The sequence below is a fragment of the Kitasatospora sp. NPDC056273 genome (genome assembly GCF_042268845.1).
Classification (GTDB): Bacteria; Actinomycetota; Actinomycetes; order Streptomycetales; family Streptomycetaceae; genus Kitasatospora.
The window spans coordinates 1-26,864 of the sequence record NZ_JBHJSJ010000079.1 but is presented as its reverse complement, the minus strand read 5'-3'; the positions used below and the strand labels follow the sequence as shown (position 1 = coordinate 26,864).

Sequence of the window (26,864 nt, the reverse complement as noted above, 5' to 3'; positions counted from 1 at the left end):
CGGGTCACAGGTCGTTCAACGCCTTGTCGAGCTCGGCCGCCAGGGTCGGGAGGTACGGGGCGCGCATGACGCTGTAGTGGTCGCCGGGCACGTCGACGCTCTCCGCCCGGTCGCCGAGCAGCTCCAGCCACCGCCGGGTGGTGGCCGTGCTGGCCCCGTCCATCGCCCGCAGCAGCCGGACCCGGCCCCGGTACGGGACGGGCCGGTGCTCGGCCAGCGCCCGGCTGAGGCGCAGGAACCGGCCCGCGAGCCGCTCCAGGGTGGCGCCGTCGATCTCCTCCGGCAGGACGCCGGCCCGCCGGGCCCGGGTCAGCAGCTCCTCGACCGGGGAGCCGCCGTCGACCGGCTCGAACTCCTCCGGCCCGGGGTTCCAGTCGTGGCCGGCCAGCCCGGCCAGGTCCCGGGCGAACCGGGCCAGCAGCGCCGGCTCGGCGGCGGGCTCGGTGCGGCCGGGCGGTTCGAGCAGGTCCACGGCCGCGACCAGCTCGACCGCCGCGCCCCGGTCGGTGAGCAGCCGGGCGGTCTCCAGGGCGATCACCCCGCCCATCGACCAGCCGCCGAGCCGGTACGGGCCGTCCGGGAACCGCGCGGTGATCGCGTCGGCGTAGTGCGCGGCCAGTTCGGCCACGGTCCTCGGGGCGGGCTGCGCCCCGGAGTCCGCCCCGGGGTCCGCTTCGGGGTACTGGAGGGCGTGGACCGGCTGGTCCTCGTCCAGCAGGGCGGCGAGCCCGGCGTAGCAGAGCACGTCACCGCCGACCGGGTGGACCAGGAACAGCGGCGGCCGGGCCCCGGTGCCCCGGACGGTGACCAGGGCCGCCCGGCCCTCGTCCTCGGCCCACTCGCGCAGCACCCCGGCGAGCGCCTCGACGGTCGGCCGGGCGAGCAGCGTGGCCACCGGCAGCGAGCGGCCGGTGCACTGCCTGATCCGGGCCATCATCCGCACCGCGAGCATGGAGTCGCCGCCGAGGTCGAAGAAGTTCGCCGTGACGTCGAAACCGGAAGGGTCCGGGGCGGCGACGGCGGGGTCCGGGGCGGCGACGGCGGGGTCCGGGGCGGCGTCGGCGGTCGCCGCGGGAGTGCCGAAGAACTCGGCCCAGATCCCGGCGAGCAGCCGCTCGGCCGCGTCGCGCGGGGCGACCGCCCCACCGGAGCGCGGGGCCGCGAGCCCGGGCGAGGGAAGCCGCCGGCGGTCCACCTTGCCGTTGTCGGTCAGCGGCAGCTCCGGCAGCAGGACGATCCGGGCGGGCACCAGGTACCCCGGCAGTTCCCGGCCGAGCGCCGCGCGCAGCTCCTCCTCGGAGGCGTCCGCCACCGCGTAGCCGACGAGCCGCCGCGGGCCGCCGCGCTCGCCCTCGGCCACCACGGCCGCCGCCCGGACGTCCGGCCGGCGCAGCAGCGCCGCCTCGACCTCGCCGAGCTCGATCCGGTGGCCCTGGATCTTCACCTGGAAGTCCGCGCGCCCGAGGAACTCGATGTCGCCGTCCGGCAGGTAGCGGCCGAGGTCGCCGGTGCGGTAGAGCCGCTCCCCCGTCACCGGGTGGCGCGGGAAGGCCGCGCGGGTCTTCTCCTCGTCGCCGAGGTAGCCGCGGGCCAGGCCGGTGCCCGCGATGTACAGGTCGCCGGGGACCCAGGCCGGGCGCGGCCGCAGCGCCTCGTCCAGCACATGGAAGCGCTGGTTCCGCATCGGCCGGCCGTACGGGATGCTCGTCCGCTCCGGGTCCACGTCGGTGATCGGGTGCAGGATCGACCAGATCGAGGCCTCGGTCGCACCGCCCAGGCCGACGACCCGCGCGTCCGGCAGGACCGCGGCGACGGCGCCGGGGAGGGTGACGGGGATCCAGTCGCCGCTCATCATCACCAGCCGCAGCGGGAACGGGCCGCCGAGCGCCCGCACGTGCTCGACGAACATCTCCATCAGCGCGGGGACGCTGTTCCAGACCGTCACCCGGTGCCGGGTCACCAGGTCCAGCCAGGCGGCCGGCTCGCGCTGCGCCGGGACGTCGGGCAGGACCACGGCGCCGCCGACCGCGAGCAGGCCGAACACGTCGTAGACCGAGAGGTCGAAGTTGAACGCCGACAGCGCCAGCACCCGGTCGTCCCCGGTCACGCCGAACCGGTCGTTGACGTCCCGGATCGTGTTGACCGCGCCGGTGTGCTCGATCATCACGCCCTTCGGCACCCCGGTGGAGCCCGAGGTGAAGATGACGTACGCGAGGTCCTCGGGCCGGGCCGGGGAGGGCGGCAGCGGGCCGTCCGCGCCGGTGTCCTCCGGCTCGGTGTCGACGTGCAGCGCGCGGGTGCCGTCCGGCAGGTCGAGCCCGGCCGCGACCGCCGAGCGGGTCAGCACCAGGCCGATCCCGGCGGCCTCCACGATCATCCGCAGGCGGGGGCCGGGCACGGCGGCGTCGACCGGCACGTAGGCGGCCCCGGTCTTGAGGACGGCCAGCGCCGCGACGACCTGCTCCCAGCCCTTGTCCAGCACGATGCCGACCAGCGCGCCCGGGCCGGCGCCGTCCTCGATCAGCCGACGGGCGATCCGGTCGGACCGGCGGTCCACCTCGCGGTAGCTGAGGGTCCGGGCGGCGGTGATGACGGCGGGCGCGTCCGGCCGGGCCGCGGCCTGCCGCAGGAACGCGTCGTGCAGCAGCTCGGCGGGGACGGGGCCGTCGGTGGCGTTGACGGCCCGGCGGACCGCCAGGTCGGCCTCCGGCACGAGCACGGCCGGCGGGCGGCGCCACGCGCCCTCCTCGCACAGGCCGCGCACCAGGTCCCGGTAGGCCTCCCACATCCCGTCGACGACGCCCTCGGGGAACACCTCCTCCACCACGTCCCAGTTCAGGACCAGCTCCCCGGCCTCCTCCAGGGCCTGGTGGTCGAGCCACACCTGCGGGGTGCGCACCGAGCTGGAGGCCAGCTCGCCGGCGGTGCCGAGCGCGGTCAGCGCGGTCAGCGCCCCGCGCTGCTCCGGGCCGCCGTCGGCGCCGTCGGCGGTGTGGTCGCCGTCATCGCCGTCGCTCCGGGCGGAGAAGCCGATCGTGCTGGTGAAGACCACCGGCATGCCCGCCAGGCCCGTCCCGCCGCGGGTGCGGTTGAGTTCGCGCAGCACCTCGACGCCGCTGACGTGGCCGTGTTCGAGGTCGGCCAGCAGCTGGTCCTGGAGGCGCGCGGCGCCCGCGGCGAAGGCCTCGCCGGGGGCGGCGTCGACCTCCAGCAGGGTGGTGGCGCTGAGGTTGCCGACCACCCGGCCGGCGTCCTCGTGCAGCGGCCGCCGGTGGAACGCCAGCAGGTTGAGCGTGAAGCGCGGCGAGGCGCTCCAGGCGCCCAGCACCTGCGCGTACGCGGCGCACAGCGCGGCCGAGGGCGACAGGCCCGCCGCCGCGGCGTGCTCCTTGAAGCGCCGCCACGCCCCGGCCCCGACCCGGGCCGTGCGGTGGACGAACTCCGGCCGCCGGGGCGCCGGGCCCGGACGCAGCGGCAGGGCGGGCGCGGGCGGCAGCGAGTCGACGCGGGCCCGCCAGTAGGCGAGCGACCGCTCGCGCCCCTCGGCGTCCGCCCCGGCGGCGGCGAGCACGTAGTCGCGGTAGGTGACGGCCGGGGCGGGGGTCGCGGGCGCCCCGTGGCGGTAGGCCTGCGCCCACTCCCGGAACAGCAGCCCGGAGCTGCGGCCGTCGATGATCAGCGCGTCGAAGTTGAGGTGCAGCCGGGTGGTGCGGGCGTCGAGCAGGGTGGCCCGGACGTCGAACAGCGGCCAGGCCTCGGTGTCGAAGACCTGGTCCCGCATCTCCCGGTGGATCGCTGCCAGGCGGCGCTCCCGCTCGGCCTGGTCGCAGGCCCGCAGGTCGACGGTGGCGATCCGGTACTCGGGGACCTCGGCGAGCACCCGCTGGTGCCCGTCCCGGGAGACGACCGCGCGGAGCATGTCGTGCCGGTCGACGAGCTGCCGGAAGGAGGCGGCCAGCCGGTCCGGGTCGGTGTCGGTCAGGTCCACCTCGACCAGGAAGGAGGTGGAGACGTTGCCGAGCTCGAAGGCATCGGTCCGGCCGACCAGGTAGGCCTGCTGGAGGTCGGTGAGCGGGAACGGCTCGTGGCGGGCCGCCGGGTCGGCGACCAGCGCCGTCCCGGGTCGTCGGGCGTCAGCGCCACTGCCGCCGTCGGTGTCGCCGCGTGCGGCCCGGACGGCGTCGGCGATCGCGGTGACGCCGCGGCCGTCCAGCAGGTCGCGCAGCGGCAGGTCCACGCCGAGCAGCCGGGCGAGGGTCTGCCGGATGTCCATCGCGATCAGCGAGTCGACGGCCAGGCGCCGCAGCGGCAGCTCCCGGTCGTCGCCGGTGACGGCCGCGCCGCGCGCCCGGCCGACGATGCCGGCCACCAGCTCGACGACGTCCTCGACGGGTCCCTGCGCCGCGGGCGGCTCCGTCGCGGGCGTCTCCGTCGCGGGCGTCTCCGTCGCGGGCGCGGTGGGCGGCAGGGCGTCCGGCACCGCCTCCAGGCGCACGCCGTCGGCGAGCGCCACCGGCGTACCGTCGGGGCCGACCAGCCGTACCTGCGCGACCAGCGACCCCTCCGGGGCCGGTGCCCCGGCGCGGCGCGGGGCACCGGTCCAGAGCCAGTAGCGCTCACGCTGGAACGGGTACCCGGGCAGGCGCACCGGCGGCCCGGCGGGCTCGCCGTGCACGCGCGCCCAGTCGATCCGCGCGCCCCGGGTGTAGAGCGCGCCGAGGCTGTCGAGGAGGGTGCGCCGGGCGTCCTCCCCCGGGCGCAGCGACGGCAGGACCACGGTGTGCCCGGCCGCCCGGACCTCGTCGAGCAGCGGCGAGGCGGGCCCGAGCTCGACGAAGGTGCGGTGGCCGTCCCGCAGCAGCGCGGCGAGGCCGGCGGCGAACCGCTCCGACCCGGCGGCGTCCGGCCCGGCCGTCTCCGGCGCGGCCGCGTTCCGGACCGTACGGGCCGCCACCAGCGCGTCCTCCGGGCTCATCGTGCCCGTGACGCACGCGGCCACCAGCTCGCCGGTGCCGTGGCCGAGGACGGCGGCGGGCCGCACGCCCCACGAGCGCCACAGCTCGGCGAGCGCGTAGCCGACGGCGAACGGCGAGAGCCGGCCGCCGGGCGCCTCGGCGCACTGGTCCAGGGCGCGGCGGAAGACCGGCTCGGCCTCGGCCAGGACGGCGACCGCCTCGGCGTCCGGCCCGGCCAGGGGGCCGGTGGAGCCGGTGAGGAGGAACACCGGGCCCCGGCCGCCCTCCGGGGTCCGGGTGCCGACCCGGACGCCGGCCGGCGGCTCCTCCTCCCGGCGGGTCCGCAGGAGGAGGTCCCGCAGCTCGGCGGCCGAGGAGGCGACGGCCGTCAGCCGGTGCGGGAAGTGCGCCCGGCCGAGGCCGGTGGCCCGGCAGATCGCCGCCAAGCCGGACCCGCCGGCCGCACCCGGCCCGCCGGCCGCACCCGGCCCGCCGGCCGCGCCCGGCCCGTCGTCCGCGAGCAACTCGGTGTAGCGGTCGGTGAGTTCGGCGAGCGCGGCCGGCGACTTGGCGGACAGGGTCAGCAGCCGCGGCCCGCCCGGACCGGCCTCCCCTTCCCCGGTCTCCCCCGCCTCCAAGGCGGCCGGGGCCTCCTCGATGATCACGTGGGCGTTGGTGCCGCTGATGCCCTGCGAGGACACCCCGGCCCGCCTGGGCCCGGCCGTCCCCGGCCAGGCGGCCCGCTCGGCGACCAGCTCGACCGCGCCCGCCGACCAGTCGACGTGCGGGGTGGGCTCGTCCGCGTACAGGGTGGCGGGGAGGGTGCCGTGACGCATCGACAGCACCGTCTTGATCACCCCGGCGACGCCCGCCGCCGCCTGGGAGTGCCCGATGTTGGGCTTCAGCGAGCCCAGCCGCAGCGGCCGGTCCCGGTCCTGCCCGTAGGCGGCCAGCAGGGCGCGCGCCTCGATCGGGTCGCCGAGCTCCGTGCCGGTGCTGCTCGCCTCCACCACCTGGACGTCGCCGGGCGACAGCCGCGCGTCCGCCAGCGCCTGCCGGATGACCCGCTGCTGCGCGGACCCGCTCGGCGCGGTGAAGCCGTTGCTGGCGCCGTCCTGGTTCACCGCGCTGCCGCGCACCACGGCCAGCACCGGGTGGCCGCGCCGCCGCGCGTCCGACAGCCGTTCCAGCAGCAGCACGCCCACGCCCTCGGAGAGCCCGCTGCCGCCGGCCCCGGCCGAGAACGGGCGGCACCGGCCGTCCGGCGCCACGCCCTGCATCCTGGTGAACTCGGTGAACAGCTGCGGGGTGGACATGACCGTCGCCCCGCCCGCCAGCGCCATCGCGCACTCGCCGCCGCGCAGCGACCGGACGGCCAGGTGCAGCGCGACCAGCGAGGACGAACAGGCCGTCTCCACGGTGATCGCCGGACCGCGCAGGCCGAGCGTGTACGAGATCCGGCCGGACGCCGCGCCGCCCACCGCCCCGGTGGTCAGGAAGCCCTCGGCCTCCTCGGGCACCTCGCCGCGCCCCAGCCCGTAGTCGAGGTTCGACAGGCCGGCGAACACCCCGGTCTCGGTGTCGCGCACCGACTCCGGGTCGATCCCGGCGTCCTCGAAGGCCCGCCAGGCGGTCTCCAGCAGCAGCCGCTGCTGCGGGTCCATGGCCAGCGCCTCGCGCGGGCTGATCCCGAAGAAGCCGGCGTCGAACTCGGCCGCGTCGTACAGGAATCCGCCGGAACCGGTCAGGCTCCGTCCGCCGCCCTCGGGGTCGTACAGCCCCTCCTCCCAGCCCCGGTCACGGGGGAACGCGCCGACGCTCTCCCCGCCCTCGGCCAGCAGCCGCCACAGCGCGTCGGGCGAGTCGACCCCGCCCGGGTACCGGCACGCCATGCCGACGATCGCGATCGGCTCCCGCTCCCCCTCCTCCAGCTCGCGCAGGCGCCCGCGCGCCTCGTGCAGGTCGAGGGTGAGGCGCTTGAGGTATCCGAGCAGCTTCTCGTCCGATGCTGATGCCATGACGGATCGGTCCTCCGTGGGGATCTGGTGGGCTCGTGGTCGTAGGGGGTGGGGGGTGGGGCGGCGGACCGGGGTCAGATGAGCTCGCGGTCGATGAAGTCGAGGAGCTCCTCGGCGGTCGCGGCCTCGACGAGGGCCGCCACGTCCTCGTCGAGGGCCGTCGCGTCCTGGTCGCACTCCCCGGCGGCCGGCTCGGGCTCGATTCCCTGAGCCGGCCCGGTCTCGTGGACGGGCGGGGCGAGCCCGGCGTCCAGGACGGCGACCAGCTCGGGCAGCGTCGGCGCCTCGAACAGCAGGGTGAGCGGGAGCTTCAGCCCCGTCGCCGTGCCGAGGCGGTTACGGAACTCGACCGAGGTGAGCGAGTCGAAGCCGAGCTCGCCGAACGGCCGGTCGTCCGGGATCGCCTCGGGCCGGGAGCCGAGGACGGCGGCCATGTGGGTCCGGACCAGGTCGGCCAGGGCGTCGGCGCGTTCACCGGCGGTCAGGCCGCCCAGCTCCTCGCGCAGCGGGCGGTGCCGCCGTGGCGTCGGGCCGTTCCCGCCCCGCCCCGCCCCGGCGGACGCCACGACCTCGCGCAGCACCGGCGGGAGGTCCGGTCCGAGGTCGCGCAGGACCTCGCGGTCGAGCCGGGCGGGCACCAGGACGGCGTGCGGTGACGGCAGCGCCGCGTCCAGCAGGGCCAGGCCGTGCCCGGGGTCGATCTCCACCAGCCCGGCCCGGGCGAAGCGGGCGCGGTCGGCGTCACCGAGGGCGCCCAGCATGCCGTCCGGGTCGCCCCACAGGCCCCAGGCCAGCGCGAGGGCGGGCAGGCCCTGGGCGCGGCGGTGCCGGGCGAGCCCGTCGAGGAAGGCGTTGGCGGCGGTGTAGCCGCCCTGGCCGGCTCCGCCGAGCGTCCCCATCACCGAGGAGACCAGGACGAAGGCGGTGAGCGGGTGACCGGCGGTCAGCTCGTGCAGGTGCCAGGCGCCGTCGGCCTTGACCCGCATCACCCGGTCGATCCGCGCGGGGGTGAGCGAGGCGACGGGCGCGTCGTCCACCACGCCGGCGGCGTGGATGACGGCGGTCAGCGGGTGCCGGGCGGGGACCGTCGCGATCATCGCGGCGACGGCGGCCCGGTCGGCGACGTCCACGGCCGCGAACGCCACCTCGGCGCCGAGCGCGGTCAGTTCGGCCGCCAGCTCGGCGGCTCCCGGCGCATCGCCTCCCCGGCGGCCGGCCAGCAGCAGGCGCCGGGCGCCGTGCCCGGTGACCAGGTGCCGCGCCACGGCCCGGCCGATGGCGCCCGTCCCGCCGGTGATCAGGACGGTTCCGTCCGGGTCGAGGACCGGCGGGACGGTGAGCACGACCTTGCCGACGTGGGTGCCCTGGCGCAGCAGCCCGAAGGCCTCGGGCGCCCGCCGGACGTCCAGGTCGGTGACGGCGGGCCAGCCGAACGCGCCCCGGGCGAACAGCTCGACCGTCCGCTCCAGCAGGCGGGCGAGGTGCTCGGGCGGCAGCTGGAGCAGGTTGAACGCCCGGTAGCGCACGCCGGGGTGCGCGGCGGCCACCTCGGCGGGGTCGCGCTGTTCGGTCCGGCCGAGCTCGACCAGGAGCCCGCCGGGACGCAGCAGCCGGAGCGACTCGTCGACGAGCTCGCCGGTCAGGGAGTTCAGGACGAGCGCCATCCCCCGGTCGCCCGCGTCGGGGCCGGCACCCGGGCCGGCACTGAAGCGGGCGCCGAAGCCAGGCTCGCGGGAGGAGGCGAGGTGGTCGTCGTCGAGGCCGAGGGCGCGCAGCGCGGGCCACTTGGCGGGGCTCGCGGTCGCGAAGACCTCCGCGCCCAGGTTCCGGGCCAGCTGGACGGCGGCCAGGCCGACGCCGCCCGCCCCGGCATGGACCAGCACCCGGTCCCCCTCACCCACGCCGCCCAGTTCGACCAGGGCGTGCAGGGCGGTCAGGTGGGCGACCGGCACGGCGGCGGCCCGGGTGAAGGACCAGTCGTCCGGGATCCTGACCAGGGTGCGCTGGTCGGCCTGGGCCACCGTGCCGAACGCGGCCGGGAACAGGCCCGTCACCCGGTCGCCGACGGCCAGGCCGGTGACCCCGGGCCCGGTCGCGGTGACCACGCCCGCGCCCTCCAGGCCGAGCGGGCCCGGATCGCCGGGGTGCATGTCGAGCGCGCCCAGGACGTCGTGGAAGTTCAGCCCGGCGGCGCGGACCGCGACCCGGACCCGGCCGGGGCCGGGCTCGGCGGCGGCCTCGGGGCAGGGGCGCAGCTCCAGGCCGGTGAGGGTGCCGCGCTCGGGGATGTCCAGGTGCCAGGCCGCCGCGTCCTCGGGGGGCCGCAGCGCGGGATCGCCCACGGCGGACACCAGCCGGGGCACCAGGACGGCGCCGTCGCGGACGGCCAGCTGGTTCTCCTCCGGGGTCAGTACGGCGGCCGGGACCTCGGGGGCGCCTTCGGTCGCGGGAGTGCCTTCGGGCACGGTGGTGCCGGGGGCCAGGTCGACCAGGGTGAACCGGCCCGGGTGCTCGACCTGGGCGGTGCGCACCAGGCCCCAGACCGCCGCCTGGGCGAGGTCCCGGACGGTCTCGCCGGGCCGTACGGCGACCGCGCCCCGGGTGACCAGCACCAGGCGGGACCCGGCGAGCCGGTCCTCGGCGAGCCACCGGGCGAGCAGGTCCCGGGTGCGGTGGACGGCGGTCCTGGCCGCCGTCGCCGGGTCGGTGGCGTCCTGCGGTCCGTGCGGTCCGTGCGCTCCGGTCGGGCAGTCCACCACGGTGGGCGTGTCCGGGTCGGCCGCCGCGAGCAGTGCGTCCGGGTCGAGGGCGTCCCACGGGACGACCGGCACCGGGCCGGCCGGCGACGACACCGGCTCCGACTCCGACTCCCGCAGCGGTTCCCAACCGAGGGCGAACAGCGAGTCGCGCGCGACGGCGGCCGGGTCGGGGTGCCCCGCCGTGACCGGGCGCAGCTCCACTGCCTCGACCAGCCCCACCGGCTCCCCCGAGGCGTCGAGCAGGGCCAGCGGGAGGCCGCCGTCCGAGGCGGGCCCGGCCTGCACTCGCAGGAACGTCCGGCCGCCGGCCGGAGCGGCCGTCAGGGACACGCCGCGCCAGCGCACCGGCTGCACGGGCCGCCCCTCGTGGCCCGGGGCGGCGGCGATCAGACCGTGCAGGGAGGCGTCGAGCAGGGCGGGGTGCAGCCGGTAGGACCCGGCGTCGGCCTCCGCCGGCTCGGGCAGGACGGCCTCGGCGTACTGCTCGCCGCCGGCGCCCCGCCAGGCGGCCCGCAGGCCCTGGAAGGCCGGCCCTGGCTGGTGGCCGCGCAGGGCGAGGTCCTCGTACATCCGGGTCGCCGGCACCGGCGTCGCGCCGGTCGGCGGCCAATCGGTGGCGGCCCGGTTCCGGAGCGGGGCCGGGGCCTGGGCAGGGATGTGGTCGGCGCTCAGGGTGCCGGTGGCGTGCTCGATCCACTCGCCGCCGCCGGTCGCCCGGCCCGAGATCCGGCAGGTCCGCAGCCCGTCGCCGTCCGCGCCGGACACCCGTACGCGCAGGTCGACGGCGCCGTCCGCGGGCAGTTCCATCGGGGTGGCGACGGTCAGTTCCTCGATCCGCGCCGTCCCGGCCTTCGCGCCCGCGTGCAGGGCCAGCTCCAGGAACGCGGTGCCCGGCACGACGACCGTCCCGGCGAGGACGTGGTCGGCCAGCCAGGGGTGACTGCGGGCCGACAGCCGTCCGGTGAACACCGTCTCGCCGTCGCCGAGTTCGACGGCCGCGCCGAGCAGGGGGTGCTCGGCCGGCGCCTGGCCGAGGTCGGCCGTGCCGGTCGGCCCGGCCGCTCCGGTGAGCCAGTAGCGGCGGCCCTGGAAGGGGTAGGTGGGCAGGTCGACGTGGCCGGCCGCCGCACCGGTGAGGCGCTCCCAGGCGACGGGCAGACCGCGGACGTGGGCCTCGGCGGCGGAGGTGAGGAAGCGGCGCAGGCCGCCGTCGTCGCGGCGCAGCGAGCCGGTGACGATCCCGTCGACACCGGCCTCCTCCAGGATCTGGCCGATGCTGCCGCCCAGCACCGGGTGCGGGCCGACCTCGACGAAGGTGGTGTGGCCGGAGGCGACGAGCGCCTGGACGGCCTCCTGGAAGCGCACGGTGTGCCGCAGGTTCCGGTACCAGTAGGCCGCGTCCAGCCCGGCGCCGTCCTGCCAGTCGGCGGTGACCGAGGACATCAGCGCGATCCCGCCGCCGCGCGGCGTCAGCGGCGCCAGCCCGGCCAGGAGCTCCGCCCGGATCGGTTCGACCGCCGGGCAGTGCGAGGCGAAGGCCGCCGGGATCACCCGGGCGTTGACGCCCTCGGCCCGGTACCCGTCGACCAGGGCGGCGATCGCGTCCGGGGCGCCGGCCACGGCGGTGACGGCCGGTCCGTTGACCGCGGCGATGCTCAGCGCGCCGAGGCGCTCCCGCACCCGCGCGGCGGGCAGCGGGACGACGGCCATCGCCCCCCGGCCCATCAGGTCGACGGCCAGGCGGCTGCGCAGCGCGATGGCGCGGGCGCCGTCCTCCAGGGAGAGCGCCCCGGCCACCACGGCGGCGGCGAGCTCACCTTGGGAGTGGCCGACCACGGCGTCCGGGACGACCCCGGCCTCCCGCCACAGCTCGGCCAGCGACACCATCACCGCCCACAGCGCGGGCTGCACGACGTCGATCCGGTCGAGCGGGGACGCGCCGGTCGGCGCGCCGGTCCGGGCCTCGGCCGGGGCGTCGGCCAGGACGTCGGCCAACGACCAGTCGACGTACGGCGCGAGCGCCCGCTCGCACTCGGCCAGGCGGGCCGCGAACACCGGGCTCTCGGCGGCGAGTCGCGCCGCCATCCCGCGCCACTGGCCGCCCTGGCCGGGGAAGACCAGGACGGTCCGGCCGGGCTCGCCGGCCCGGCCGGTGACCAGGCCGGGAGCCTCCTCGGCGCGGGCCAGCGCCGCCAGCGCCCGCTCGGCCTCCGGCCGGTCGGCGGCGACCACCACGGCACGCTCGTCCCAGGAGGTCCGGGCGGTCAGGGCCGGCGCGGCGGCGACCGGGTCGAGCGGCCCGTCGGCCAGCCCGCGGGCCCGCTCCCGCAGCGCCTCCGGGGTGCGGGCCGACAGCACGACCGGCACCACGGGCGGTGCCGGCGGTTCTCCCGCCGCCCCGGGCCCGGTCGGCTGCCCGGGCTGCTGCCCGGCCGGCGGCTCGGTCAGGATCACGTGCGCGTTGGTGCCGCTGATCCCGAACGAGGAGACGCCGCCGCGCCGGGGCTCCCCGGTCTCCGGCCAGGGCCGGGCCCGGTCGAGCAGGGCCACCGAGCCGGCCGTCCAGTCGACGTGCGGGGACGGCTCGTCGGCGTGCAGCGTGGCGGGCAGCGCACCCCGCCGGAGCGCCTGGACCATCTTGATCACGCCGCCGACGCCCGCCGCGGCCTGGGCGTGCCCGATGTTGGACTTGAGGGACCCGAGCCACAGCGGCCGCTCCCGGCCCTGCCCGTACGCGGCCAGCAGGGCGTTGGCCTCGATCGGGTCGCCCAGGGCGGTGCCGGTCCCGTGCGCCTCCACGGCATCGACCTGCCACGGCGCGAGCCCGGCGTCGGCGAGCGCGTCCTCGATCACGCGCTGCTGGGCGACCCCGCTGGGCGCGGACAGCCCATTGGAGGCGCCGTCGGAGTTGACGGCGCTGCCGGCCACGACCGCCAGCACCGGGTGGCCGTGGCGGCGGGCGTCCGAGAGCCGCTCGACCACGACCATGCCCGCGCCCTCGCCCCAGCCGGTGCCGTCCGCCCCGGCGGAGAACGCCTTGCAGCGGCCGTCGGCGGCCAGCACCCGCTGGCGGGACAACTCCACGAACATGCCGGGCGTCGCCATGACGGTGACCCCGCCGGCCAGGGCGAGCGAGCACTCCCCGGCCCGGACCGACCGCACCGCCTGGTGCAGCGCGACCAACGACGCCGAGCACGCGGTGTCCACCGTCAGCGCGGGCCCGTTCAGCCCGAGGACGTACGCGATCCGCCCGGAGACCACGCTCACGCTGGTGCCGGTCAGCAGGTGCCCCGCGACGCCGGGCCCGGCCGCCTCCATGCTCGGCCCGTAGCCGGAGTGCATCGCCCCGGCGAACACGCCGGTCCGACTGCCCTTCAGCGCGGTGGGGTCGATCCCGGCGCGCTCCAGCGCCTCCCAGGCGACCTCCAGCAGGAGCCGCTGCTGCGGGTCCATGGCGAGGGCCTCGCGCGGGCTGATCCCGAAGAACTCCGCGTCGAAGTCCGGGACGTCCCGGACGAAGCCGCCCCGGCGGACGTAGGAGGTGCCGGCCCGGTCCGGGTCCGGGTGGTGGAGCGCCGCCAGGTCCCAGCCCCGGTCGTCGGGGAAGTCGCCGATGGCGTCGGTGCCGGCGTCGACCAGGTCCCACAGATCCTCGGGCGAGCGCACCCCGCCGGGGAAGCGGCAGGCCATGCCGACGATGACCACGGGGTCGTCGGCCTCGTCGTCGTTTTCGGTCTTGCCGTCGCTTTCGGCCTCCGGCTCGGCCGCGTTGTCGCTCTCCGGCTCGGCCTCGTCGTTCGCCGTCAGCGCGCCGATCGCGGCGGCGAGGGCGGCCGGGCTCGGGTGGTCGTACAGGACGGTGCTCTCCAGGTTCAGCCCCGTCGCGGCCGCCAGCCGGTCGCGCAGTTCGAGCGTCATGGCCGAGTCCAGGCCCATCTCGCGGAACGTCCGCCCGGGCCGGACGTCAGCGGCCGAGCCCGTGCCCAGCACGACGGCGGTCAGGCTCCGGACCAGCTCCAGGACCGACCGCCCGTCCAGGGCCGGAACCGGCGCCGGGGTCGACGCCGGCGTCTGCGTCCCCTCGTCCGCCCGCTCGCTCCCGGTGGCCCCCGGCATCCCGGACGGCCAGTAGGAGCGGCGCTGGAACGGGTAGGTCGGCAGGTCGGCGAGCGGCGCCGAGGCGGGCAGCAGCGCGGACCAGTCGACCGGGACGCCCCGGACGAAGGCCTCGGCCGCCGCCGTGAGGAACCGCCGGCGGCCGCCGTGGCCGCGCCGGAGCGTGCTCAGCGCGGCGCCGTCCCCGCCGTGCAGGTCGATCGCCTGCCGGACGCCCATCGCCAGCACCGGGTGCGGGCTGATCTCCAGGAAGGTCGAGTGGCCCGCGTCCAGCAGGCGTTCGACGACCGGCCCGAACCGCACCGGCTCGCGCAGGTTGCGGAACCAGTACCCGGGGCCCAGCTCGGCGGTGTCGACCGGTCCGGCGGTGACGGTCGAGTGGAACGGCACGTCGGTGGAGCGCGGGGCGATCCCGGCGAACGCGGCGAGCAGGCCGTCCCGCAGCTCCTCGACGGCCGCGCTGTGCGAGGCGTAGTCGATCGGGATCCGCCGGGTGCGCACCCGCTGCCCGTAGTGGGCGGCCAGCGCGTCGAGCGCGGCCGCCGGCCCCGCCACCACCGTGTGCGCCGGGCCGTTGACCGCCGCGACCGACAGCCCGGGGCCGCCGGCCGCCGCGCGGTCGACTCCCGCGAGCTCGGCCGCCGCGAGGTCCCGCTCCACCCGCTCGGCCGGGAGGTCCACCGACAACAGGCCGCCACCGCCCGCGATCCGGTTCAGTACCCGGCTGCGCAGGGCCACGATCCGCGCACCGTCCCGGAGCGACAGCGCGCCCACGGCGGTGGCGGCGGCGATCTCGCCCTGCGAGTGCCCCACCACGGCGGCCGGCTCCACCCCGGCCGAGCGCCACAGCGCGGCCAGCGACACCATCACCGCCCACAGCGCGGGCTGGACCACCTCGTCGCCCTCCAGCGGCGGCGCACCGGGGACCCCGCGCAGGACATCGGCCAACGACCAGTCCACGTACGGGCGGAGGGCCTCGGCGCACTCGTCGATCCGCTCGGCGAAGAACGGGGAGGTCTCGATCAGCTCCGCCGCCATGCCCGTCCACTGCGAGCCCTGGCCGGGGAAGACGAAGACCGGCCGCACCGGCGACCCCTCGTGCCGGCCCTCCACCACGGCCGCTGACGGCCGCCCGGCCGCCCGGTCCGCGAGTTCGGCGAGGAAGCCGTCCCGGTCGTCCGCGACGACCACGCAGCGGTGCTCGAACGCGGTGCGGGTGACGGCCAGCGACCGGCCCACCGAGGCCGCCCCGAGCGCCGGACGCGCCGCCACATGGGCGCGCAGCCGTTCGGCCTGGTCGCGCAGCGCGGGCTCGTCCCGCCCGGACAGGACCCAGGGCAGCGCCCCGGCCTCCTCCTTCTCCTCGGGGGCCGTGTCGGCTGCGTCCACGCCCGGCCAATCCGACAGGATCACATGGCAGTTGGTGCCGCCGATCCCGAACGAGCTGACTCCGGCGACCAGTTGACCGTGCGGCGAGGGCCAGGCCCCGGCCTCGGTGTTCACCCGCAGCCGCAGCTCGTCGAGCGGAACCCGCTCGCCGGGCCCGACGTGGTTCAGGCTGGGCACGAGCTCGCGCTCGGCGAGGCACAGGACGGTCTTGATGAACCCGGCGATCCCGGCCGCGCCCTCCAGATGGCCGATGTTCGTCTTCACCGACCCGACCAGCAGCGGATCGCCCTCGCCGCGCACCGAGCCCAGCGCCGCACCGAGCGCCGCGGCCTCGACCGGGTCGCCGGCCCGCGTCCCCGAGCCGTGCAGCTCGACGTACTGGACCTCGCCCGGCTCGACGCCCGCGTCGACGCAGGCCTCCAGGAGCACCCGCTCCTGCGACGCCCGGCCCGGGGTCGGCAGCGTCTGCGTCGCGCCGTCGTTGTTCAGGGCGCTGCCGCGGATGACGGCGTGGATGCGGTCGCCGTCCCGGACGGCGGCCTCCAGCAGCTTGAGCACCACCACCCCGCCGCCCTCACCGCGGACGTAGCCGTTGGCGCGGGCGTCGAAGGTGAAGCAGCGCCCGTCCGGCGACAGCGTTCCGGCCCGCTCCAGCGCCCGGGTGCTCTCCGGCGCGAGGACCAGGCTCACCCCGCCGGCCAGCGCCAGCTCGGACTCGCCGCCGCGCAGGCTCGCGCACGCCAGGTGCACGGCGGCCAGCGAGGACGACTGGCCGGTGTCCACCACCAGGCTCGGACCGTGCAGGCCCAGCGTGTACGAGATCCGGTTGGCGGTCACCCCGCGCTGCAGCCCGGTCAGGGTGTGCCCGGTCACCGCGTCGGGGCCCAGCCCGTGCAGCAGCGTCGCGTAGTCGTCCGCGATCACCCCCAGGAACACGCCCGTCCGGCTGCCCTCCAGGGCGCCCGGCAGGGTCCTGGCGTCCTCCAGCGCCTCCCATGCCAGTTCGAGGGCCAGCCGCTGCTGCGGGTCCATCGCCATGGCCTCGCGCCGCGAGATGCCGAAGAACTCGGGGTCGAATCCGTCCACCCCGTCCAGGAACCCCCCGCGTGCCGGCCCCCGGCCGCCCCGCCGCCCGACCACCGCGTCACCACCGCCGCGCAGCAGCCGCCAGAACGCCTCCGGCCCGTCCGCCTGCGGAAAGCGGCAGCCGACCCCGACCACCGCGACCGCACGCGCCGGGAGCTCACGCCCGCCACGACAACCAGCACTGTCCATCATCGATGCCCCCCGCAGTGAGAATCAGACGGCCGACCACCGGAAGGCCCCGACGGACCACCGGGTCGTCGCCCCGGGTCCGCCCTTGAACCGGCGGGTTCGGTCGCGGGAGATCCCGGCCGCCACCTCGACGCCGATGCCCGCCCCACGAGGATGCGCCCGCCCGCACACCACCGGAACCCGTCCCGGGGGTTCATGATCGTGCGTTGCTGAACCCCGAAGGGGCCCGCACATACCCGACATACCGGGCACCTTGCGGCGAGCCGCCCGGAGGGCCGCCCGAAGCCTCCGAGCCACGACCATCCATGGGCGGACACCCGCGGACCACCACTCCGGCGCGCTCCGGGTCGGGCCCGGACCGTGCCGCAACAGCGCCGGGGGCGGCGGCCCGGCGACCACGCAGGGCCGGGCCACGACCTCGGAGGAGGCCACAACAGCCAAGTACTACACAGGGGTTGAGGAACATCCAGGCCGGATCGCGACTGGTGCGCGACTGACAGGCCGTCGCCGAGGTGACCGGCCCGCTCGCACCGGGGGGCGCGCGGCACACCCGGCGGTTCAGTCCTGGAGGGAGGCGAGCCAGGCGGTCAGCAGACGGTTGACCTCCTCGGGGCGCTCCTGCTGGATCCAGTGCCCGCAGCCGTCCAGGATGTGGGTGGAGGCCAGGCCGGGGAGGGTGGTCGGGTAGGCCTCGATCGCGTCGGCCATCCAGGTCGTGGAAGCGTCCAGGGCACCGCCGATGAACAGGGACGGCTGCCTGATCGGGGCTCCGGCGTACCGGGCGAGGTCCTCCCAGTCGCGGTCCATGGTGCGGTAGCGGTTGAGGGCCCCGGTCATGCCGGTGCGCTCGAACTCCCCGGCGTACACGTCGAGGTCGTCCTCGGTCAGCCAGGCGGGCAGCCTGCCGCCGGGGAAGCGGTCGCGCAGCCGGCCGCCGGCGCGGGCCACGAAGTGCGGGTCGGGCTCGCCCCGGGCGGGCATGGTGTCAGCGGACATGGCCGCGTAGAAGCCCGCGAGCCAGCCCCGGAGGTCGGGCTCCATCTCCGCTTCGGCCCGGCCGGGCTCCTGGAAGTACGAGACGTAGAACTCCTGGTCGCCGCCCATCCGCGCGAAGACGTCGGTGGGGCGGGGGCCGCCGGGCGGCGCGTAGGGGACGCTCAGCAGTGCGACGGCGCGGAAGACCTCGGGGTGGAGCAGGGCAGAGGCCGCCGCGATGTTGGAGCCCCAGTCGTGCCCGACGACCACCGCCCTCTCCTCGCCCAGGGCGCGCACCAGGGCGACGTTGTCCTCCACCAGGTCGAGCATCCGGTAGGCGTCCGTCGCGGCCGGCTTGGAGGAGCGGCCGTAGCCGCGCACGTCGAGCGCCACGGCCCGGCACCCCGCCGCCGCGAGGGCCGGGAGTTGGCGGCGCCAGGAGTACCAGGACTCGGGGAAGCCGTGGACGAGCAGGACCAGTGGTCCGGTGCCCTGCTCGACCAGGTGCAGGCGCCCGGCGGGTGCCTCGATGGTGCGGTGGCGCAGGTCGGTGGACGGCGCGGGCTGGTGCATCGCTTCTCCTCGGTTCACGGGCGGCCGCGGGTACCCGCCGATCATGCGGCGCGGCGGCCGCGCGACGCGAACACCCTTGCCATCGTGGCAAACTGGCAGGACAAGGGCGGTGAAGGCGGCACGGCCGCAGGGAGCGGGGCGACGGTGACGGACGACGGCACAGCCGACACGCTGGCGGCCATGGGCCCCCGGCTGCGGACCGCGCGCGAGCGGCACGGCGCCACACTCACCGGCGTCAGCCGCGCGACCGGCATCTCGCTGAGCACGCTGTCGCGGATCGAGACCGGTCGGCGCAAGCCGACCCTGGAGGTGCTGCTGCAACTCGCGAAGGCGTACGGCGTCTCCCTGGACGAGCTGGCCGGCACCGCACCCGCGGCGACCGGACCGCGCGCCCCGGCGCCGCGGCGCTCCGGCGGCGACAAGGCGGTGCTACCGCTGACCCGCTACGTCGGGGGCCTGCACGCCCACAAGCACGTCCTCCCCGCCGTCGACGCACCCCCGGCGCGGCCGCGGCAGGTCTCCCACGACGGGTACGAATGGCTGTGCGTCCTGTACGGCCGACTGTGGCTGGCGCTCGGCGAGCAGGACCTCGTCCTGAGCGCCGGGGACGTGGCCGAGTTCGACACCCGCACCGCCCACGGAGTCGCGAACGCCGGCCCCGGCGGACCGGTCGAATACCTGATCATGTTCGGACCGCAGGGAGAGCGCCTACGACCGCGCACCCCAACCCCCGACCGCGGCGCCCGGTAATCCGGAGCACAGCGCCCGGGCCCCGCAACGGCGCCTGCGGCATCACGCCCCGGTGGCGTCCGGACCACGCAGTGGCCGCAGGCCGCCGGGCCGGTCGGGGAGCCGGAAGGAGCACCGGCCGAGCAGGTTGATGCGGTTCCGCACGAACGGTGAAAGGCGAGCCACGTCCTCGTCACGGACGTCGAAAGCACGCCCTCCCAGGGCCGCCCGAGCCGGCCCAGGTCGATCCGGCCGGCAACGGAGTCCTTGCGGCGACCCTGTTGACCGCAGGCCTTCAGACCGAACGCCCTGCGAGGAACAAGGCGGCCCGCTCGTCCAGTTCCGTAGCGCCGTGGACGGTCCGAATGCGCGCAAGGCGGGCGCGCATGTCCGTCACGGCGTCGTCCACCTTCACCGATCGGAGGCCTTCGGCCAGCACGAGGAACTCACACCACGTCGACAGGGCGGCTCCGTAGTTCTCCTGGCGGACCTGCACCGCCCCCAGGTCGGCCAGAACGATCGCATGGCTACGGCGCCGGTCGAGACCGTGAACGTCCAGGGCGACTTGGAGATGCTCCTGGGCCGCTTCGTAGTCGCCGAGTTGGGCGAGGATCATCCCCGAATGATGAGCCCAGCGACCGATGCTGAAGTGGCTCGCCCAGGAGTCGCCGGGCGTCGGCGAGGATCGCTCGATGTGCCGCTGGGACGTGCCGAGGAAACGGGTGGCCGTGATCCGATCACCGTCCTGGGCCGCGGCGTCGGCGAGGGTGGTCTCGTAGTAGGCGAGGGCTTTCGGGTCGTCCAGGCGTTTCGCCTGGTCAACGCACTCCTCCGCGATCCGCACAGCGGCGGCCCGGTAGCCGAGAGCGATGGCCTGCACGGCGAGGCCGCGGAGCGCGGTGGCCGCGAGTTCCGCGTCGCCGGCCTCGGCGGCCAGCCGGTACGAATGCGCGTAGTACTTCTGGGCGACGCCATGGTTGCCCTCGTCCTGAGCCATCCATCCGATGAGGTGGGTCAACTGGGCGGCCCCGGCGAAGAGTCCGCGCCCGACGGACTCGGACCAGGCGCCGTCCAGCCATGGACTGACGTTCTCCACGAGGTACTGGACGGCAAGGTGCCGCGCATGACCGCCGCCGAGTTCCGCCGCCGCGTCACCGAGCGACTTGACCATCTGCCGGACAGCAAGGACTTCACCCTGGCCGACCCGGACCGTCGCACCGGAGTTGGCCGTCACCCTGCGGGTGATGCTGTCCAGATCGGGCAGGCCAAGGGCCGCGAGCGCATAGCCGCTGGAGGAGGCCATGAATTCCCGGCGAAGCACTTCGCTCCTTCCCAGCGCGAGGACTGAGCTCACGGTATCGCCCACACCACCCTCGGGCACGTCAACCTGCGCCGCAGGCGCATCATCAGATGATCCGAACCCAAGTACCTCACAGAGAAACGGCCACCAGTACTTCGGTGCCCGCCCCTGCTTCTCCCATCGGTAAACCTGTCCGCGTCCCGGCCCCTTCCCTCCTCTGCCCTCGACCTTTCCCAGTTCGATGGCGAGACGCTCCTGCGACCAGCCCCTTGCGCTACGTGCCCTTTTGATCATCTCGCCAGTGGAGACATCTTCCGACACGGCGCCCCTTCCCTGGACTACAAGTCGGCCTACAACTGGCTCACAAGCGGCATACAGGCTGGCACCTATTCGCGGACGGTGACGCGGCATTGACTGTACGTCAGCCGCCCAGGGCCGAAAGCCCTGGCTGGGTGGCTCTTCCCAGGTTCAAACACGGCCATGCCATCGATCCCCGCCCGAGGTGTTGCGTCATGAGCGTGCGTTTCCGCCGATTCGCCCTGCCCCGTGTCAACGAGTCGGTTCCCAAGAGCAGGGACCTGGTCGGCCACACGATCCGGGCCTGGATCTCCATGAGCGAAGAGGCGCACGACAACTTGAACCTGATCACCTCCGAGTTGGTTACGAACGCCGTCGAGCACACCACCGCGGACACCATCGTGCTCACCCTCCAGCTGAACACCCGGACCCGGATGGTGACCGTCGGGGTCCAGGACAGCAGTGCGGCCCTGCCGTCCGGCCGTCACGCGGCGCCCGACGACCAGTCCGGACGCGGCCTGTGGCTCATCGCCGCACTGGCGAACCGGCACGGAGCCCAGCTCACCTCAACCGGCAAGTGGGTCTGGGCCGAGGTCGCCCTCCAGCCCCTGGCCCGCGAACAGGCCCGCCGCAACGTGCTGCGGCAGATCATCTCGGTCAACAAGGTCCGCCCGCTCATCCGGGCGCGGATCCTCTCGGCCGCCTAACCCCCCTCCTTCTCAACCCGCACGGAACATCCCCGTGCCGGGCCGATCCGTCACGCCTCCGTGACCCTCATCCCGCCGACTCCGGAGAGAGACACCAGTGACCACCCGCGTCGAACGCACGACACGCCCTCAGCTTGTTGTTTAACCTCGAGGGTCACTCGACCTGCTGAGATCTCCGGGATCGGGGAGCATGCGACGCGGCCGTTCCCCATGCTTCGAGATGTCGAGTCACGAAGTACGAGGGAACGGCCGCTGCTTATGAGTCTTCCAGCCAACGTGCCTGCGGGCGGGGCATTGGACGTCCTGTCCCGCTTTCGGGTCGAGTTCTACGACTGTCTGTACGCCCGCGCGGATGCGTTGTTCGAGCTCACGGATGCGGTGCTGTGCGCGGACGGCCCGGTCAAGACTTTGGTCGAGCTGTCACTGGCCGTCGAGCACCGGCGCGGGCACGGCGCCTTGTATGCGGCGCTGGACCGTGGCTGGTTGGAGCCGACGCGCCTGCGCCGGGCCCTGGCCGAGCTGCCGCTGCCGAAGGCGGCGGACGGGCGGATCATGCTGGCCGTCGACGTGTCCAACTGGCTGCGGCCCGATGCCCCCACCAGCAACAACCGTCTCTTCTGCCACGTCTATGAACGCGGCGATCGCACCCGCGATCAGCTCGTCCCCGGCTGGCCCTACTCCTTCGTCGCCGCTCTGGAAGCCGGACGCACCTCCTGGGTCGCACTGCTGGACGCCGTGCGACTGGGCCCTGCGGACGACGCAACGCTCGTGACCACCATCCAACTACGTGACGTCATCGAGCGGTTGATCCGGGCAGGACAGTGGACGCCGGACGATCCACAGATGCTGGTCGTCATGGACTCCGGCTACGATGTCGCCTACCTCTCCCACGCCCTGGCCGACCTGCCGGTCGTGCTTGTCGGACGGCTTCGCTCGGACCGGGTCATGCTCCGCGATCCGGGCCCGGCCCGCCCCGGACCGAAGGTCGGGCGGCCCCGCCGACACGGCGGCGTCCTCACTTTCGCCAAGCCCGAAAGCTGGCACCAGCCCGACGTCACCACGGCTACGGACACCACCCGCTACGGCAAGGCCGAGGCGATGGCCTGGGACCGGATGCACCCCCGGCTCACCCACCGAGGCCCCTGGCTGGAGCGCACCGAGGAAGAACTGCCCGTCCTGCACGGAACGTTGGTGCGCTTGCAGGTCGAGCGACTGCCGGGCGATCGCGACCCGAAGCCGGTCTGGCTGTGGTGCTCGGCCGCCGGCGCCACGCCGACGGACGTGGACCGCTGGTGGCAGTTGTTCCTCCGCAGATTCGACCTGGAGCACACGTTCCGGCTGATGAAGCAGACCCTGGGCTGGACCGCCCCGAAGGTTCGCCACGCGGACACTGCCGACCTGTGGACCTGGCTGATCATCGCCGCCCACACCCAGCTCCGCCTCACCCGGCCCCTCACCGAGGACCTCCGCAGGCCCTGGGAACGACCGGCCGAGCAACGGCGCCTCACCCCTGCCCGCGTCCGCCGGGGGTTTCGCAACATCCGCGCGACAGCCACCTGCCCAGCAGCCGCACCGAAACCGTCCCGACCGGGGCCAGGACGGCCTCCAGGCTCGAAGAACAAGCACCGAGCCAAGCGCCATGACGTCGGCAAGACCGTCAAACGCGCCAAGACGATCAAGAAACACCAAGCGCACCAGGGTTAAACGGCAAGCTCAGATCGATCGCCTGCGCGAAGCCCTGCAGCTCGCCGCGCCCGAGGCCCCGACTGTCTCGGCGACCGAGACCGACCGGCTTCTCGTGAACCCCGTCGAGCTCCGCGACCACCTCACCCAACACCTCGGCGACCACGCCAGCCGGGTCCTCGTGGCCGGGACTCTCGACAGGCGGCTCGTGCTGATCGAACAGCCGGACGCCCGCTGGGTCGTCGCCGACCTCTCGGGCCATAACCACGACACCCGCTACTGGCCGACCTGGATCACCGGGCACATCGAGATGGACACGCCGGACTCCTGGCTGTCCCTGGCCAACCTCGACGACGCCGCGGTCCATCGCTTCACCAAGCCGACCGTCCTGCTCGCCGCGCTCTACCACCCCGAGCACTTCCCGCTGCCCCGCTTCCCTCTCGGTGTCAGCGATGTGGCCAGGGCCGCCCGGTCCACGCTCACCGGGGAGGTCTCCCTCCTCGACATGCAGCTCGGCACCACGCTGAGCGGCCTCATCATGGCGGTGGCCGAGAACCGGCCGGACATCCTGGGGATCAGCGCGACCTTCGGCCAGCACGACCTCATGACCGAGCTGCTGGACGCCGCCTACTCCCTCGAATCCCAGCCGATGGTGATCGCCGGGGGCAGCCTCACCGCCCGCAACGAAGCCCTCCTCCTGGAGCGCTACCCCAAGCTCCTGGTCGCCCGGGGAGCCGGCGAGCCCACGATCAAAGACCTCCTCGCCCACTGGCACGGTGACATCCCGCTGAACAAGGTCCACGGCATCGGTTACAACGGAGCCGCACGCGGCGAGGGCACTCTGATCATCAGCCGCCGCCGCACCGCCAAACCGGTCAGCAACTCGCAGGACGACATCTTCCCCGAACTGGACCTCCTGCCAGCCACTTTCGAGCACAAGGGCGTTGCCCAGGCCGAGGGCTCTCGCGGCTGCACCAACTACTGCTCGTTCTGTCCGCGCGGCCACAAGGGGACCTGGTTCGGAAGCCACCCGGAAGCCTTCCCGTGGCTCCTCGAGGAGATGGGGCACATCTTCGACAGGTACCCGCACGTCTCCCGGACGCTCTACCTGGTGGACGAGGAGTTCATCGGCCGCGACGATGGCGCGGTGCCCCGCGCCCTGAACATGGGCTCCACCCTCCACGACGCGGGCTTCACATGGGAGACCAGCTGCCGCGTCGACCAGGACACCGCCTGGCACCGCGAGCGCGCCGACATGTGGCGCCGGCTCGTGCAACACGGCCTTCGACGCTGCCTGTTCGGCGTCGAGTCCGGAGTCGACTCGATCCTGGAGCGGTTCAACAAGGAGACCACCGGCGAGCAGAATGCCGTCGCCATCCGCACTCTGTCGGCGCTCGGTGTCCCCACCAGGTTCACGTACATCAGCTTCGACCAGCTCATGACGTTCGAGGAGCTGAAAGCCACCTACGCCTACCAGGGTCGGACCGACCTCCTCCTACGACCGATGCCCAACCTTCCGATCCGGGAGATCGTCGAAGGCGTCCAGGACCCGGAGTGGGTGGCCTGGGCATCCTCCGGCAGGCCCCTGCACAGCGGCATCTCCTACATGCTCGTCAGCATGGAGTGCCTGGTCGGGGCCGCCTACACCAAGCGGGCCCAGGCTGCCGGGCTCACCGGCGAGGTTCGGCCGTCCATGGGCCGGGTCGACTCCCGGTTCGCCGACTGGCGGATCGGCGTCGCCAGCCAGTGGGCCCAGCTCTGGGTCGACAGGAACTTCGCTTTGGACTACACCTTCAAGTCGCTGGAGAAGATGCTCGACGGCGACCCCCGCAGCATCGTCCGAGCCGCCCGGATCGTCCTCAAGTACGCCGCCTACCAGGTCTTCGGCCGCATGATCGACGCGATCGAGCAGACCCCGCCGGTGCCCGGCGAGAAAGGTGCGGAAGCGGCCCTCGGCGCCCGTGTGCGCACCGAACTGGAAGACGAGTTCAAGGCCCTCTCGAAGAAGATGGCCAGCGGCGTCGAGCACGTCCTGCGCAACATCCCCAAGGACTTCGCCGCCATCCTCGACAAGGAGTACCTGCGCTGGGAGCAGACCTCCGAGTGGCGCTCCATCAACGCCTCCGACCCCTGCGGAACCTGAGGAGACGACCATGGAGAAGCGCTACGTGCCCGGCCTCGGCCATGTCTCGGCGATCGGCGCCGGATGCTGGACCATCGGCGGCCTCGCTACCAACGACGGCGTCCCGGTCGGCTGGACCGGAGTGGACGAGGACGAGGCGTACAGTGCCCTCGTCCGCGCCCACGACCTCGGCATCACCCTCTACGACACCGCCGACGCCTATGGCCTCGGCCAGTCCGAGCGCCTGGTCGGCAGGCTCCTGACTACTGCCAACCGCGACCGGCTCACCGTCTCCAGCAAGGTGGGCTATGTCCGCGGAAATGCCGCTCACCCGTACGAGCGAGACCAGATCCTCCGGCAGTTCGACGCCACCCTGGACAACCTCGGCACCGACTACCTCGACCTGTACTCCCTCCACAGCTCCGACTTCGGCCCCGACCATCGCTACCTCGGCGAGGCCGCCAAGACCCTCCGGGAACTGCGCGATCAGGGCCTGATCAAGGCCATCGGCATGCGAGCCCCGCACGAGTTCTGCCTGGCATGGGCCGAGGACGTCAGCCACCCGCGCTGTGCGGAGGCATCCGCGTTCATGCTGAGGTTCGCCGTCGTCCAGCCCGACGTGCTGACCGTCCGCTACAACATGCTCAGTCCCCTGTACGAGCCCATGGACGCCGACATCTTCGACCTCGCCAACGAGTGCGGCGTCGGCGTTCTCATCAAGCAGGCACTCGGACAGGGGCTGTTGGTCGGCGCCCACCGCACGGATCTCCCGCGCACCTTCCCACTGGGCGACCACCGCCGAGGCGACCCGAAGTTCAGCCCGGCAGCCGTGGGGGCTGTGCGGCACGGTCTGAGGCAACTCGGAGCGGACTTCGGCTACACCCGGGCCGACCTGACCCGCATGGCTCTCCAATACGCCCTCCAGCGATCCGAAAACGCCGCCTTGCTGGTCGGTTTCCGCACCGCCCAGCAGATCAGCGTCAACGTCGCCGCAGTCGGCGATCCGCTCACAGCCCCCGAGATCGACCAGATCCAATCCGTCATGGCGTTCGTTCGCGAGACCATCGCCTCGCTGACCGACACTCAGGAGAAAAGCCCGTGAAGTACACCGAAGTCGAACAGAAGTTCAAGCTCCTCAGCGACCCCCAGGAGCTGAAGGACCAGCTCACCGCCCGGGGCGGCAAGGCCGGCCGGCCGACCCGCCAGGTCGACCACTACTACAACGCCCCCCACAAGGACTTCCTCTCCGGAGACGTGATCTCCGAGTGGCTCCGGATCCGTATCGAGGACGGCATCTCCTCCCTGAACTTCAAGCGGTGGTACCCGCTGGAGGAGGAGATCAAGACCCACTGCGACGAGTTCGAGAGCACCGTCTCCGACGCCACCGCTGTCCAGCACATCCTGGACTCCCTCGACTTCACCAAGCTCACCACGGTCGACAAGACTCGCGAAGAGTGGTTCATCGACAGCATCGCCGTCGCCTTTGACAGTGTGGGCGACCTCGGAGACTTCATCGAGTTCGAGTACAAGGGTGAGGCCGAAACCGTTGAGGAGGCCACCGAGAAGATCGAATCCTTCATCGCCGGCCTCGACATCAAGCTCGGCGACCGCATCCACGCCGGCTACCCCCATCTCACCCTCGGGCTGGCCTGACGAACGGGCGCACGACCGTACCGATATACCTGCACCGGACCCTTTGGCGCCGTGCGGATGTTGCGGTGTTCTGCTTTTTACCTCCGAGTGGTGAGGCTTTTTTCGCGGCGTGCTCCAGGCCTGCCTGGAGCACGCCGCAACCGCACTTCCAGGCCTTTGCACGCTCCTGCGAAACCTCTCTGCGGGCCACGTTGCCTCGGTGCTTGCGGCATTTCTCCGGCGCGGGGGGCGGCGGGGGCCGGGCCCGGCCCGCGCGGTTGAGTGGGGTTTAGACGCCGCCACAACCCCCCCCCCCCCCCCAAAATATAATACC

At 74.4% G+C, this 26,864-nt stretch carries 10 protein-coding genes; 6 read left to right on the top strand and 4 right to left on the bottom strand.

Features of this window, described 5'->3' with window-relative positions; translation table 11 throughout:
- Nucleotides 1-4: 4 nt before the first annotated feature.
- From ACFCY1_RS38330 to ACFCY1_RS38320, 3 genes are all read right to left on the bottom strand, one after another.
- Nucleotides 5-6,973, bottom strand: coding sequence for an amino acid adenylation domain-containing protein (locus tag ACFCY1_RS38330; RefSeq protein WP_375877522.1), 6,969 nt, complete (start codon nt 6,971-6,973; stop codon nt 5-7).
- Nucleotides 6,974-7,047: 74 nt separating this feature from the next.
- Nucleotides 7,048-16,515 (bottom strand): type I polyketide synthase, encoded by a 9,468-nt coding sequence (locus ACFCY1_RS38325; RefSeq protein ID WP_375877521.1) that lies wholly within the window; start codon nt 16,513-16,515, stop codon nt 7,048-7,050.
- 555 nt (nt 16,516-17,070) lie between these two features.
- Nucleotides 17,071-18,060, bottom strand: a complete 990-nt coding sequence (locus ACFCY1_RS38320; RefSeq protein ID WP_375877520.1) for an alpha/beta fold hydrolase — start codon at nt 18,058-18,060, stop codon at nt 17,071-17,073.
- 180 nt (nt 18,061-18,240) lie between these two features.
- Between ACFCY1_RS38320 and ACFCY1_RS38315 the strand changes: the two genes are divergently transcribed.
- Nucleotides 18,241-18,810 (top strand): helix-turn-helix domain-containing protein, encoded by a 570-nt coding sequence (locus ACFCY1_RS38315; protein WP_375877525.1) that lies wholly within the window; start codon nt 18,241-18,243, stop codon nt 18,808-18,810.
- 274 nt (nt 18,811-19,084) lie between these two features.
- Here the strand turns inward: ACFCY1_RS38315 and ACFCY1_RS38310 are convergent, their stop codons facing one another.
- Nucleotides 19,085-20,410: a tetratricopeptide repeat protein gene (locus tag ACFCY1_RS38310; RefSeq protein WP_375877519.1), complete on the bottom strand. Its 1,326-nt coding sequence runs from the start codon at nt 20,408-20,410 to the stop codon at nt 19,085-19,087.
- 191 nt (nt 20,411-20,601) lie between these two features.
- Here ACFCY1_RS38310 and ACFCY1_RS38305 point away from each other — a divergent pair, with 191 nt between their 5' ends.
- The 5 genes from ACFCY1_RS38305 (at nt 20,602) to cyaB (ending at nt 26,551) form a co-directional block, all read left to right on the top strand.
- Entirely contained in the window at nt 20,602-21,093 is a 492-nt protein-coding gene (locus ACFCY1_RS38305; RefSeq protein ID WP_375877518.1) for an ATP-binding protein, read from the top strand.
- A gap of 258 nt (nt 21,094-21,351) precedes the next feature.
- Nucleotides 21,352-22,797 carry an NF041680 family putative transposase gene (locus ACFCY1_RS38300; protein WP_375877517.1) on the top strand — a complete coding sequence of 482 codons (1,446 nt, stop codon included), beginning with the start codon at nt 21,352-21,354 and terminating at the stop codon, nt 22,795-22,797.
- Nucleotides 22,798-22,891: 94 nt separating this feature from the next.
- The gene (locus ACFCY1_RS38295) at nt 22,892-24,919 is read left to right on the top strand and encodes a B12-binding domain-containing radical SAM protein (RefSeq protein ID WP_375877516.1); all 2,028 of its coding nucleotides are present in this window, start codon (nt 22,892-22,894) and stop codon (nt 24,917-24,919) included.
- 10 nt (nt 24,920-24,929) lie between these two features.
- Nucleotides 24,930-26,000, top strand: coding sequence for an aldo/keto reductase (locus ACFCY1_RS38290; RefSeq protein ID WP_375877515.1), 1,071 nt, complete (start codon nt 24,930-24,932; stop codon nt 25,998-26,000).
- A complete protein-coding gene (gene cyaB / locus ACFCY1_RS38285; RefSeq protein WP_181970582.1) occupies nt 25,997-26,551 on the top strand; it encodes a class IV adenylate cyclase in 555 nt (184 codons plus the stop codon). The genes ACFCY1_RS38290 and cyaB overlap by 4 nt, the downstream gene beginning before the upstream one ends.
- Nucleotides 26,552-26,864: the final 313 nt, after the last annotated feature.

Excerpts from the sequence above, each read along its gene's own strand:
- ACFCY1_RS38305 (WP_375877518.1), top strand. The coding sequence starts at position 20,602 with ATGAGCGTGCGTTTCCGCCGATTCGCCCTGCCCCGTGTCAACGAGTCG.
- ACFCY1_RS38320 (WP_375877520.1), bottom strand. The coding sequence starts at position 18,060 with ATGCACCAGCCCGCGCCGTCCACCGACCTGCGCCACCGCACCATCGAG.
- ACFCY1_RS38330 (WP_375877522.1), bottom strand. The coding sequence starts at position 6,973 with ATGGCATCAGCATCGGACGAGAAGCTGCTCGGATACCTCAAGCGCCTC.
- ACFCY1_RS38300 (WP_375877517.1), top strand. The coding sequence starts at position 21,352 with ATGAGTCTTCCAGCCAACGTGCCTGCGGGCGGGGCATTGGACGTCCTG.
- ACFCY1_RS38325 (WP_375877521.1), bottom strand. The coding sequence starts at position 16,515 with ATGATGGACAGTGCTGGTTGTCGTGGCGGGCGTGAGCTCCCGGCGCGT.
- ACFCY1_RS38290 (WP_375877515.1), top strand. The coding sequence starts at position 24,930 with ATGGAGAAGCGCTACGTGCCCGGCCTCGGCCATGTCTCGGCGATCGGC.
- ACFCY1_RS38315 (WP_375877525.1), top strand. The coding sequence starts at position 18,241 with ATGGGCCCCCGGCTGCGGACCGCGCGCGAGCGGCACGGCGCCACACTC.